The sequence below is a fragment of the Micromonospora sp. LZ34 genome (genome assembly GCF_052981855.1).
Genome location: NZ_JBRIQN010000018.1, coordinates 63,916 through 76,828, shown reverse-complemented (window position 1 = coordinate 76,828; position 12,913 = coordinate 63,916). Strand labels below are relative to the sequence as shown.

The 12,913-nt window shown below is 74.6% G+C and carries 5 protein-coding genes; 4 read left to right on the top strand and 1 reads right to left on the bottom strand.

Annotated features, from left to right (window positions below; translation table 11 throughout):
* Positions 1-3 precede the first annotated feature (3 nt).
* The 4 genes from ACVCAH_RS20040 to ACVCAH_RS20025 all read left to right on the top strand — a co-directional run bounded on the left by ACVCAH_RS20040 (position 4) and on the right by ACVCAH_RS20025 (position 4,418).
* Entirely contained in the window at positions 4-783 is a 780-nt protein-coding gene (locus tag ACVCAH_RS20040) for an ABC transporter ATP-binding protein (RefSeq protein ID WP_447137754.1), read from the top strand.
* Positions 784-839: 56 nt separating this feature from the next.
* Positions 840-2,885 (top strand): penicillin acylase family protein, encoded by a 2,046-nt coding sequence (locus ACVCAH_RS20035; RefSeq protein ID WP_447137753.1) that lies wholly within the window; start codon positions 840-842, stop codon positions 2,883-2,885.
* A complete protein-coding gene (locus tag ACVCAH_RS20030; RefSeq protein WP_447137696.1) occupies positions 2,875-3,462 on the top strand; it encodes a GNAT family N-acetyltransferase in 588 nt (195 codons plus the stop codon). Before ACVCAH_RS20035 ends, ACVCAH_RS20030 begins: the two co-directional genes overlap by 11 nt.
* An 86-nt stretch (positions 3,463-3,548) precedes the next feature.
* Positions 3,549-4,418: a hypothetical protein gene (locus ACVCAH_RS20025; protein ID WP_447137695.1), complete on the top strand. Its 870-nt coding sequence runs from the start codon at positions 3,549-3,551 to the stop codon at positions 4,416-4,418.
* Positions 4,419-4,459: 41 nt separating this feature from the next.
* Here ACVCAH_RS20025 and ACVCAH_RS20020 read toward each other — a convergent pair whose 3' ends face one another.
* Positions 4,460-12,667 carry a protein kinase domain-containing protein gene (locus ACVCAH_RS20020; protein ID WP_447137694.1) on the bottom strand — a complete coding sequence of 2,736 codons (8,208 nt, stop codon included), beginning with the start codon at positions 12,665-12,667 and terminating at the stop codon, positions 4,460-4,462.
* Positions 12,668-12,913: the final 246 nt, after the last annotated feature.

Here is a 12,913-nt window from a genome sequence, read left to right as displayed (position 1 = left end):
GCGATGACGCTCGCCTACGAGCGGCGCACCGTCGCGGAGGACCTGACCGTCGCCGTGCCGGACCGGTCCTTCACGGTCATCATCGGCCCGAACGCGTGCGGCAAGTCCACGCTGCTGCGCGCGCTGTCCCGGCTGCTGCGGCCGGCCGCCGGGGCGGTGCTGCTGGACGGCGAGGACATCCACCGGCGCTCGGCGCGCAGCGTGGCCCGTACCCTCGGGCTGCTGCCCCAGTCGTCCATCGCGCCGGACGGCATCGGCGTGGCCGAACTGGTCGCCCGCGGCCGCTACCCGCACCAGCGGCTGCTGCGCCAGTGGTCGCGCGAGGACGAGCGGATCGTCACCGAGTCGATGACCGCCACCGGCGTCGCCGACCTCGCCGACCGCGCGGTCGACGAGCTCTCCGGCGGGCAGCGGCAGCGGGTCTGGATCGCCATGGCGCTGGCCCAGCAGACGCCGCTGCTGCTGCTGGACGAGCCGACCACCTACCTCGACATCGCCCACCAGATCGAGATCCTGGATCTCTGCGCCCGGCTGCACGAGGAGCAGGGCCGCACCCTGGTGGCGGTGCTGCACGACCTCAACCACGCGGCCCGCTACGCGACGCACCTGATCGCCATGCGCGAGGGGCGGGTGGTGGCCGCCGGGCCGCCGGCCGAGGTGGTCACCGCCGAGCTGGTCGAGGAGGTGTTCCGGCTGCCCTGCCGGGTCATCCCGGACCCGGAGACGGGCACCCCGCTGGTCGTGCCCGCCGCCCGCCGCCGGGCTGCGGCGACCGTGTCGTGAGCGACCGGACCCCGCGGCGCGCCGCGGCCGCCGTGCCGGCGCGTGCCGGCAGGCGGATCCAGGTCTTCCGGGACCCGTGGGGCATTCCGCACCTGCGGGCGGAGAGCGCCGACGAGCTCGCGTTCGCGCAGGGCCGCACGACCGCCGCCGACCGGGCCTGGCAACTGGAGGTCGAACGGCACCGGTCGCAGGGCACCAGCGCGGCGTTCCTGGGGGCCGAGGCGGTGGAGTGGGACGTCTTCGCCCGCCGGGCCCGGCTGGCCGACACCGCCCGGCGCTGCCACGCCGCCCTCGACCCGGCCACCGCCGGCTGGGTCGGCCGGTACGTCGACGGGGTCAACGCCGGGCTCGCCACGGGCGCGGCCCGTGCCCCGGAGTTCGCCGCCACCGGGCTGAGCCCCGGCCGGTGGGAGCCGTGGACCCCGCTGGCACTCTGGCTGGCCCACCACATCCTCTTCGCCGGCTTCCCCGGCAAGCTGTGGCGCGAGCACGTGGCCCGCCGGCTCGGCGCCGCCGCGGTCACCCTCTTCCACACCGACGGGCCGGCGACCTCCGGCAGCAACGGCTGGCTGCTGGCCGGGGAGCGGACCGCCAGCGGGGCCGCGCTGCTCGCCGGCGACCCGCACCGCTTCGTCGAGGACCCCGGCATCTACCAGCAGGTCCGGCTCGCCTGCCCGGAGTACGACGTGCTGGGGCTGGCCGTGCCTGGAGTGCCCGGGATCGGCCACTTCGGACACGCCGGGGAGGTCGCCTGGTCGATCACCAACGCGATGGCCGACTACCAGGACCTGTACGCCGAGCGGCTGCGCCGGCGCGGCACGGCGGTGGAGGCGTACGGGCCGGACGGCTGGCGACCGGTCCGGGCGCACGTGGAGACCGTCGAGGTGGCCGGGGCGGCGCCGGTCGAGGTCGAGGTGGTGGAGACCGAGCGCGGGCCGGTCATCGCCGGCGGCCCCGACGACGAGCCGGCGGTCAGCCTGCGCTACCCGCCCCGGGTCACCGGGAACCTCGGCTTCGCCGCGCTGCCCGCGCTGCTGCGGGCGCGCACCGTCGCCGACGTGGACGCCGCCTTCGACCACTGGGTGGAGCCGGTGAACGTGGTGCAGGCGGCGGACACCGCCGGCGGGCTGCTGCACCGGGTCGCCGGCGCGGTGCCGGTGCGGCACCCGGACAACCGGCTGCGGGTGGTGCCGGCCTGGGACCCGCGGCACGCCTGGCGGGGTTGGCACGCGCCGCTGCCCCGGGCCGAGGTCGACGGTGTCGCGGTGATGGCGAACCAGCGCGGGCTGGCCGCGCCGCTCGGGGTGGAGTTCGCGCCGCCGCACCGGGCCGAGCGGATCCGGGCGCTGCTCGACGCGTCGACGGGCTGGCGGGCCGGGGACATGGCCCGCGTCCACACCGACACCTACCTGGCCTCGGCCGAGCCGCTGCTGGCGCTGCTGGACGGGCTGACCGGGCTCGGCCCGCGGGCCGGGGCGCTGCGCGAGCGGCTGCGCCGCTGGGACCGCCGGATGGCCGCGGACAGCGTCGACGCGGCCGCCTTCGCCGCCCTGCGCGCCGCGGTGGTCCGCCGGTTCGCGGCCCACCCCGCGCTGGCCGGTCTCGCCGGCCCACCGGCGTACCCGGAGCTGTTCCGGCCCTGGCTGGCGCTCACCCCGCGGGTCGGCTACGCGCTGGAGTCGCTGCTGCGCCTCGGGCTGCCCGAGGTGGACCGGCCGGCGCTGGTCCGGGCGGCGGTGGAGGAGGTGGCCGCCGCCGACCCGGGCGCCGTCCGCTGGGGCGAGCGGCACCGGCTCGCGCCGTGGCGGGCGCTGCCCGAGCCGGCCGGCGCGCCGGGACCGGAGCTGGCCGGCGACCACGACTGCGTGCTGGCCACCTCCAGCGTGCCCGGGGTGACCGACGCGTGCCTGCGCGCGCCGGTCGCCCGGTACGTCTGGGACCTGGCCCGGCGCGAGGAGAGCCGCTGGGTGGTGCCGCACGGCGCCTCCGGCGTGCCCGGCGACCCGCACCACCATGACCAGCAGCCGCTCTGGCTGACCGGGGAACTCGTCCCGGTGATCACCGACTGGGACCGCCTCACCGAGGAGCGAGATGAGCACTGAGCAGCGCACCGCCACGACGCCCGGCGCCGACCCGCACCGGTACGCCCGGGACGTGCCCGGGTTCGGGACGGTGACCATCCGGCCGGTCGACCCGGACACCGACATCGACCTGCTGCACGGCTGGGTGACCCAGGAGCGGGCCCGGTTCTGGGGGATGCTCGACGCCGACCGGGAACGGGTCGAGGAGATCTACCGGTACCTGGACTCGTTGCGCACGCACCACGCGTACCTGATGCACCGGGACGGGGTGCCGGTCGCGCTGCTGCAGACGTACGACCCGTACGCCGACCCGGTCGGCGAGTACTACGACGTGCGCCCCGGCGACTACGGCATCCACCTGCTGCTCGGTCCGCCGTCGTCGACCGAGCACGGGTTCACCGCGGCCCTGGTCGAGGTGATCCTCCACTTCGTGCTGTCCGATCCGGACCGGCGCCGGATCGTGGTGGAGCCGGACGCGCGCAACGAGCGGGCGATCAGGCGGCTGCTGCGCTGCGGGTTCGTGGCCGGGCCGCAGGTGGACCTGCCGGAGAAGCGGGCCCAGCTGCTCTTCCTGGACCGGGCCGACGCGCCCCGCTGACCGGGAACCCGGGACGGGCCGATGGCGGGCCCGGGCCCGGGCGCGGGAGCGGCTGGCGGGTGCCCCGGTCCGCTACCTTGGTCGCCATGCCCTTCGACGCACACGTGTTGCGGGTCCTGATCGCTTCGCCGGGAGACACGGCAGCGGAACGCGACGCGGTGACCGAGGCCCTGCACGGCTGGAACGCCGCCCGGGCCGAGCGGGAACAGGTGGTGTTGCTACCCAGACGGTGGGAGACCAACGCGGTGCCCCGGCTCGGTGGGAGCGCACAGAGCATCATCAACGAGCAACTCGTCGACCGCGCCGACATCGTGATCGCCCTGTTCGACTCGCGGCTGGGCATGGCCACCACGGCGGCGGTGTCCGGCACCGCGGAGGAGATCGAACGCTCGCACGCCGCGGGCAAGCCGGTGCACGTCTACTTCTCCGACGAGCCCATCCCACGGGACGCGGATCTCGGGCAGGTGCAAGCCCTTCGCTCGTTCCAGGAGCACCTGTCGAAGCTCGGACTGCTCGGCACGTACGCCAGCCCGGAGGACCTCGGGCACCAGGTGCGGCAGGCGATCGAGGCGGACCTCGACCTGCTCGGTCTCGGTGCGGTCCCCCGCCGGACGAGCGGCCGGGAACGCGCGGTGCTGCGCGCCCGGTACGACAGCGAGCGGGAGCAGTACCGGGACGACCGCGGGGCGGTGAAGTACCGGATCCGGCGGGAACGACTGGTCGTCACCAACGCCGGGGCCGCGAGGGCCGAGCGGGTGCGGGTCAGTGTCGGGAGGCTCGCCGGTCAGGGGACCCCACCCCGGCTGTACGGCGACGAGGCCCCGGACATCGTGCCGCGTAGCGAGTTCTCCTGGCCGCTCATGGGCGCGCTCGGCGACGGCCGCGCGTTCGCGGTGGTCATGCGCTGGAACGAGGGCGACGCCGAGTTCACCGAGACGCAGCACGTCTCCCGCTAGGGCGGCGGAGGGTCGGGGCGTGCACCGGCCCTCCGTCGCCGTCAGCCGGCGATCATGTTGATGATGTCGTTGACCAGGGTGATGACGGGCAGGCCGACCCGCTGGAAGAGCGGGGTCGTCGCCGGCAGCGTCTCCGCGGCATCGACGATGTCGGCGCCGATGCGCTGGAGCCGGTCTGCCCGCGGCGTCTCCGCGGTCACCTCGCCGGTGAACGCCGCCAGGTCCCGGGCCACGCCGTCGGCGAGCCCGGGCGACAGCTCGGCCCGCAGTGCCTCGACGGCGGATCTGAGCTGAGCGAGCCGGGACGACAGCTCCGAGCCCTCCGCCCCGGCGCCGACGGCGAACGTCCCGATCCGGTTCTTGTGTCCCACCACCGAATTGGTGACCGAGCTGCCCTCGATGCTGATCCCGTCCTTGGTCACGTTCATCTCCTCGACTCTGTGGATGATCAGGTTTTGGCCCGCCGTACGGGTCGGCGCCGGCGGGGGTGGGAACTGGGCCGGCCGTCCCGGCGCGGCCTCCGGCACGGCCAGCCGGAGGTCGCGCGCGAAGTCGGCGGCCGTCACGTAGCGGTCCTCGTCGCGCAGCGCGATGGCCCGGCTCAGGCACGCCATCAGCGGCAACTCGACCGGCAACGGCCGGGCCCCGACCGGCCGGTCGGCGCGGTCGAGGTCGCCGAGATCGGTGCCGTAGGGCAGCGCGCCGTTCGGGTCGAGCATCTGGTACAGGACGACGCCGAGGGCGAAGACGTCGTCCGTCGGCCGAGAGCCGCCCTCGTCCTGCTCCAGCCGGCGCAGATAGCCCGGGCTGAGGTAGCCGGGCGTGCCGCCGCTGATCGGGTTGGCCGACCCGTCGTGGGTGCCGCGCCCCCAGTCGACGACGCTCACGGTGGTGTCGTCCACGATCAGGTTGCCCGGCTTGATGTTGCCGTGGGTGATCCCCCGCAACCGGAAGACCCGCTCCACCACGTCGCACGCCGCCGCGATCCACCGGACCAGCTTGTGCGGCTCGGTCGGCACGTCGCGCTGCATCCGGGCGATCTCCGCCAGCGAGCGGCCCTCGGCATGGTCGAAGAGGAACCAGTCACCCTCGCGCCCCACATACCGGGGCACGCCGGTCACCGGCGTCCGGGACAAGTAGGTGAGGAACTCGTCGACCAGCTTGGCGGTCTCGTCGCCGGTCAGCGCCGACGAATCGGCCCGCGACCGGGCACCGGTGTCGGCCCCCTGTGTCACGCGCTTCGCGGTGAACAACTGCCCCTCCCGCATGACCAGCCGGGTACGGCACGGTCCCAGCGAATACGTTCGCTGGGTCTCGTACTGGCTCGCGTGCAGGTGGCTCTCCTCGATGGTGAACCGCAACTGGGAGAACTGCCGTTCCGCGAAGTGCTGGACGTGCAGGTTGATGATCTCGTTCGCCCACCGGTACTGCTCGCGGTCGACCCGCAGCAGGCCGATCAGCAGGTAGCGGTCGATCTGGTCCATGTGCCGAGCATCGAGTTCCCGCTTCAACTCGGCCGTCTCGCCGAGGTCGATGGCCCCCTGCGCCCGGTTGGCGAGCTGGACGAGCAGGTCGCGACCGTCCGGCCCCTCCGTCTCCAGCTTGACGATCCCGATCGTGGCGGCCGAGGTCTTCGCCATGGCGAGCCCGACCTCGCCGACCAGGCTGCGGGTGACCAGCCGGCGGCGGTCGGTCGTGAGGCGCAGGGCGACGTTCTTGCCGATGTGGTGGGTGTGGTTGGGGTGGCCCTCGGTCAGCCGCCACACCTCCGCCCTCGCCTCGGGCAGGATGCGGGCCGTCCCGGCGAAGCCCTCCTCGAAGACCTGTTCCGTCGCCCGGCGGTCGAGGTAGCCGAGCGTCTCGGTCTGCAACTCGTCCTGCAGCGCGGTGCCGGCCAGCAGCGACTTCAGCGTGGCGCCGGTGCACGAGCCGCACAGCAGCAGGGCGACGGCACCGCTGTTGGCGATCGTCCGCAGGCTGGCCGCGACCGGGCCCAGCTCCTGCCGGGCGTGGAGATCCTTCAGCAGCTCCTGGATCTCGTCGAGGATGACGAGGAACCCCATCCGCTCGCCGCAGGCGGCACGCAGCTGCCGGCACCACCGGATGAACGCCTGCGCGTCGTCCGGCTCGGCCGGCGGCGGCGGCACCGGGTCGGTGAACCGGCCCTGCGCGGCGAGCGCCTCGGCGGCCGAGGCGATCGCGCGGCCGATGCGGCCCAGCGGGTGGACCCCCGATGGAAACGAGCTGACGTCCAGGTAGATGGGCAGCACATAGGGGATCTTCCAGGTCGCGGGTGGGCCGTCCGTCTCCAGCCACTGCAGCAGCGAGGTCTTGCCGACCTTCCGCGGGCCGGTCAGGCTACGGATCGTGGCATTGCGGGTGTGCGCCTCGCCGTACTCCAGACGCAGCTTCTCCAGCTCGGCGTTGCGACCGAAGAACATGTCGCCGGTCGCGCTGACGTTCGGGGTGAACAGCGACCGGACCGGGTGGTCGTGCTGGTCGCCCACCTCGGGGGTGAGCTGCCGGACGATCTCGTCGCGGAGGCCGTCGGCGGTCTGGAAAGTCACGGTCAGGCTCACGTCGTCCGCGACGTCGTCCGCGCAGAACCCCTCGGTCCGCTGATCCTCGGCACCCATCGGCCCGAGGTTGGTGGTCTGGCCGCCGAGCCGGACGCGCAGGTCCCGGACGTCGACGTGCGCGGTGAACTCGACGACCGCCTCGACCGGTCCGCCGACGATCCGGCTGGCGGCGAGGACGTTCACCTCGATCGCCCCGGTGGAGCTGCGCTGGTCGCGGGCGATCTGCTCCCATCGCCCGTACAGCCACTTGCCGACGGTGACCGCCGCCTCCTCGACCACCGCGGAGCCGAGACCGCCCTGCAGCGACCGGATCTGCCGCAGCACCGTCAGCAGTTCGCTGCGCAGCCCGGCGTCGGTGGCCGGATCACCGACCAGCGGCAGCAGGTCGACGCAGCGCCGCCACAGCGCGGCGAGCCGGTGGACCGCCTGGGCGACGCCCGTCCCCTCGGTGAACCCGAGCAGCCGGTCGGTCAACGCCGCCAGGGGCGGCTCGACGCGCCCGATGTCGTCGTCCGCCTTGATCCGTTGGATCTCCCACAGGGTGGCGTTGATCTTCTCGCGGTAGACGGACCTGCGGTACTCGATGCTGCTGCGTTGGGCCTCCGCACGATCGCGGTCGCCCGGCGTCAGCAGGTGCCACTCCCGCTTGACCTCGAGAACCCGTTCCAGACCCTCCAGGTAGAGGGTGCGTTCGCAGAACGCGGTGAGGTCGTCGAGCATGGCCCGGCGGTCGCGGGCGTTCGGATCGAGCAGGCTGAACCGGGCCGCGAACGCGTCCTCGACGAGGCCGCACTCCTCGGCGATCCGCGCCCGGAGCAGCCGCAGCTCGCGGTTGCGGTCGGCCGGCAACCGGTCCGCCAGCCGGTCGAGGAAGTTCCGCAGCCGGACCGGGTCGTGGCCGGCGAAGTGATCCACCAGCGCTTCGAGATCGTCGGGGCGCAGCTCGGGCGCGTGGGCCGCGCCGAGGGCCTCCAGCCGGTGCCGCTCGATCGCCCACGCGACCGCCTGCTCGCTGGTCAGCCGCGGCGTGAACAGCAGGTCGACGGCCCGCTGCACGAGGTCGTCGTGGCCGTGCTGGTTCGCGATCACCGCGGCGAGCGCGGTGGCGAACTCGGGGCGACCCGGGAGGGCGTCCTCGGCGCGGCGCAGCAGCGCCTCGGCGGCCGCGCGGGGGCGGTTCTGCAGATGCAGGAGCACGCCGGCCAGCCCGAACGCGTACGCGTTCGCCTCGGGCACGCTGGCCACGGAGAGCTCGGCGAGGTACCCGGTGGCCTGGTCCAGCTCCCCCGCGGCGTACGCGAGCTGGGCGAGCAGCAGCTTGCCCTGGACACTGTAGGAGATCGACTCCGCGATGGCCCGGGCGTCCGACAACCGCCCGAGGCGGATCAGCGCGCCGGCCGCGTTGCGCGCCATCCCCAGATGGCGCGGCTGGATCTGCAGCGCCGCGCCGAATTCGGTCGCCGCGAGGGGCCAGTCCTCGTTGCGGGCGGCGCGGATCCCGGCGTGCACCGACGGCCGGGCCGCGTCGTCGATGTCCATGAACTCGTCGCGCGGCGGGAACGGGGTGAGCACGTCGACCGCCCGGCTCTCCAGCCGCTTGATCTCCGCCGAATAGTCCGGCAGTTGGGCGAGGACCTCGGCGGGTTCCCGGGTGGTCATGGACCGCACCAGCTCCTCGAGGGCGGACCGCCGTTCCCGTAGCGGTCTGCTCTCGGTCGGCCGGGCGCGCTTGCCCAGCAGTTGTCGCGCCTCGGCCGACGACGGGTTCTGCAGCAACGCGGCTTCGGCGTACCGCCGGCGCGCCGTCCCGTCGCCCCGTTTCCGGGCGAGCTTCGCCAGGGTCAGGTAACGGGTGTAGTCCGCGTCGTCCGCGTGCCGGCCCAGGATCGCTTCGAGCTGCGCCGCCCGGTCCCGACCGGTGGCCAGGGCAAGTGCCGGTGCGAGCAGGTCCCCGGCGAGGTCGAACCGCTCGAGGCACTCCAGCACCATCGTCCACGCCCGCTGGTCCTCCCCGGCGAGCGCGAGGGCGCGGATCAGCTCGGCGTACGGATGCGCCGTCGGGGTGGGGAGCTCTTCGAACATCTCCTCGATCCGGGCCAGCAGCAGCCGTTGCCGGTCCCGCGGCGCGTCGGCCATCTCGGCACGCAGGGCCGAACTGGCGACGATGAACCGGTGCGCGTCGGGGGCGCGCCGGAACGCCTCGACGGCACGCGACGCCGACGCCACCGCGGCCGGCGGGGCCGATCGGGGCGACGGGACGGAACGCCACCCGGAATAGGCGACCGGCATCGGCAGCGGGCGTCCGAGCTCGGCGAAGAGCCGCTCCAGGGCGGCCCGCTGCTCGGGCAGGTACGTCCGGGAGGTGACCCGGGTGTGGTACTCGAAGGCGGCACCGGCCGACTCCAGGTCGCCGAGCTGGGCGAAGGCGCAGCCGAGGTTCCATGCCGCGCTGGCGACCAGGTAGAGGCGATCCGACGTCTGCCGGTAGAGCGCCACGGCCTCCCCCGCCCGCCCGGTCAGCACCAGCGTGCCGAGGGCGTTGGGCAGCGCCAGGCCGAAGCCGGCGGCGACGGCGTCCCGCCACAGCGGCGCCGCGGCCGCCGGTCCCTGCTCGAGCTGCACCTGATGGGCCCGGTGGACCGCAGGCGGGGTGCCCGACGTGACCACGATGTCGGTGATCCATGGCGGCGGGGCGAGCGCGGGGCCGTCCGGCCGCGGCGGTCCGGGTGCGGCGGGCAGCCGGAGCCAGCCCCCCGGTTCGCTGTCCGGGTCGATGCCCGCGTCGCGCATCAGCCGTTGCAGGGTCAACCACACCCGCGGCAACTCCGTCGGCCGGACGACGGTCTCCATGCCCCGCAGGAGTTCGATCGCGTCCCGGATGCGGCCGGCGTAGCTGAGTTCGGGCGCCAGCACCAGCACCGCGCTGAGCTGGCCCTCGGCCGGCAGGAACCGGACCAACGCCCGTAGCAGCTCCTCGGCCTGCGGCGCGGCCAGGACCTCCGCCAGGATCACCGGGGCGGCCGAAGGCGTCGCCTTGAGGGCCTGGCGCGCGAGCTCCACCAGGTAGGACGGGTCGTACGGGTCGACGATGGCGGCGCGCACCTCACGGATCAGGTCGCGCGGCTGCGGGACCCGGGTCAGCGCCGTCGCCCCGGTCGCCGGTTCCGCCGCACCGTTCGGCCGCACCCGGCCGCCCGGCCGGTCGGCACCCATCCGCTGCCGCAACCGGTGCAGCTCGTCCACCGACGCGCCGAGGTCGGCCGCCGTCCGCAGGTGCTCCTCCGCGAGGTCGGCGGCACCGACCTCCACCGCGATCCGGGCCAGCTCGTAGTGGTGGCGCCAGTTCGCGGCCCCGGCCGCCGCGATCTCCGTGACCGACTCGCGGGCCTGGTCCAGCCAGCGCTGCTCCCGACAGATCCGCAGCAGCAGGAAGGCGCCGGGCGAGTGCGGGGCCACCCGCAGCAGGCGACGGATCCGGCGCAGCGCCGCCTCGGCCTGGCCCTGTTCGTACAGTGCCTTCGCGGCCTTCTCCTGCGCCTGCATGACGTGGTGCGGCACGGCCGGCGCCGCGGCGGCCGGCGCCCACTCCGGCGCCAGCTCGCCGTTGACCCGGAGGAACTCGGTCAGCGCGGTGCGCTGCTCCGCCGGCACCCGATCCGCCATGAAGTCGACGAAGTATCTCAGCGCGCCGAGCGCCTCGGCGCGGCAGCCCACCGCGGCGTACGCACAGCCCAGGTTCCACGCCAACGTCGCGTTGCCGTAGAAGCGCTCCGCGCACTCGCGGTACAGCTCCAGACCCCGCACCGGTTCCCCGGCGACCACGTACCGCCCCACCGCCCAGCCGAGGGAGATGGCAGCGCCGGCGCGGGCGTCGTCGGCCAGTTCGGCCGCAGACGGGCGGTCGTCGCCGGCGTCGGTCGACGACGACGGGTTCGTCCTCGGGACGAGCAGGTAGGCGGCCGGCAGCGGCGCCGCCGCCGTCAGGTCGGCCGGCGGGACGGGTGGCCGGCTGCGCCGCGCGGCCTCCTCGGCGCCCGCCTCGTCGCCGCGGGCACGCCGCACCTCGGCCAGCCGGTGCAGCAGCGCGGGACGCTGCCGCGGGGGAAGTCCGGAGAGCAACGCCTCGACGAGCTCGCCGTCGGTGGCGAACCGGTCGATCACCAGGTCGATGACCTCGCCGGTGTCGGGCCGGCCGAGGCGGCGCACCAGCGCGAGCAGCTCGTCGCGGTCACCGTCGGCGACGGCCTGCTCGATCGCGGCTGACAGGGCGGACAGGTCGGACACGTCACGGCGGCGCTTGAAGTCCGCCAGGGACGGGGGCGGCGGCGCGGTCGCCGCACCCGGGGTCGGTGCGGACCGGGCCCCGGTGTCGGTCGGGCCGTCGATCTCGGTCAGGTGGAACTCGGCGTCCTCGAACCGCTGCTCGTCGATGGCGATCCGGGCGGCCCGCAGGTGTGGGCCGGCGCTGCGGGCCCGGGCCGGGGGCATGGTGTCGATCCGGTTGTCGGTCCGGGCGAGCCGCCGCCGCAGTTCCGCTCCACGCACCGTCACGGCGAGCAGCTCGAGGCCGTCCCGGGCGTACCCGAGGTCACAGTCGGCGATGCCCTCGCCGATCAGCGCCGCGACCTCCTCCACCTCGGCGTCGTCCGGACAGCGGGCGGCGTATTCGAGGACCCGCTCGTGCAGGTCACGCAGCGGTGCCAGGGCCTCCTCGACCTCGGCGGTCGCGATGTCGAGACCCTCCAGCACGGCCGCCACGCGGCAACCCAGCTCGGGCGTGCCGGCGTGCGCGAGCGCGGCCTTCGCCACCGCCTCCGAAAGGCGCTCGCCGACGGGCGGCGGCTCGGCCGCGGTGAGAGCGATGTCCAGGAGCTCGGCCAGCGGGGCGGGCAGACCGTGGCCGGGTACGGCGGGCGGCGTGACAGCGCCGTGCGACAGCCGTCCCATCTCGATCAACCGGCGTACGTGCTCCTGGATCTGTTCGGTCGCCCGCACCAGCAGCGGCCAGCGTCGACCGTTCGTCGGGATCGGCTCGCGCAGCGTCCGGTTGGCGATGGCCACCAGTTCCTCCGGGCGCTCACCGAGCAGGCCGGCATCGTGCGGCCGCCCGGCGCGGGCCGCCGCGACGACCTCGCGGACGGGCTTGACGAACAGCGCGCTGGTCACCTCGCGGTCGATCGCGCTCAGCCGGAACGCGTCCCGCTCCAGCGCGCCCAGCACCCGCTCCAGTTCCTGGCGGGCGGCCGCGCAGATCATCACCGGCGCGTCGCCGACCTGGTCGGTCAGCGCGGCGAGGGGGGCGTACACCTCCTCCGGCAGGTGCCGGCCGCCGTAGATGGAACCGTTGAACGGACGCCCCAACCACGCCCTCGCGAACCAGTCGAGCAGCTGGCTGAGCTGGTGGTCCTCGGCGGCGTACGCCGTGTCGCACAGCCGGCCGAGCAGCCGCACGACGCGCGGTTCGGCGCCGTCGCGACGACGGTCGTCGGGAGTGACGATGGACGCGATCAGCGCGGCCTCCCGCGCCAGCAGGGCCGCCGCCACCGCGGCGTCGCGCAGGATCGACGCCGGCACACGCCCCAGCCCGCCGTGCGCGTCGGCCTCGACGACAGCGACGAATGCCTGTGCCGCGACACCCGTCCGGGACGACTCCTCCTCCGTGATGCTCAAGATCACCCCCTGGCCCGCCGTACGATGCCCGGCAACCGTCGACGCGACGCCCGCCGGTGCGCCGACCCTGCCCACTGTGCTGCTGGTCGGCGAACTCGCACAGGCAGGATTCCGACAGTAATCCCTCCCTGCCACCGGGTGGGGAGACAGTCCGTGGCCCGAGCCACCCCGCGAACCGTACAGACAGGACAGTCGGTGCAGGACCCGGTCGGTCGGGGGAGGACGGGTGGACGGCCCTCGCCGGCA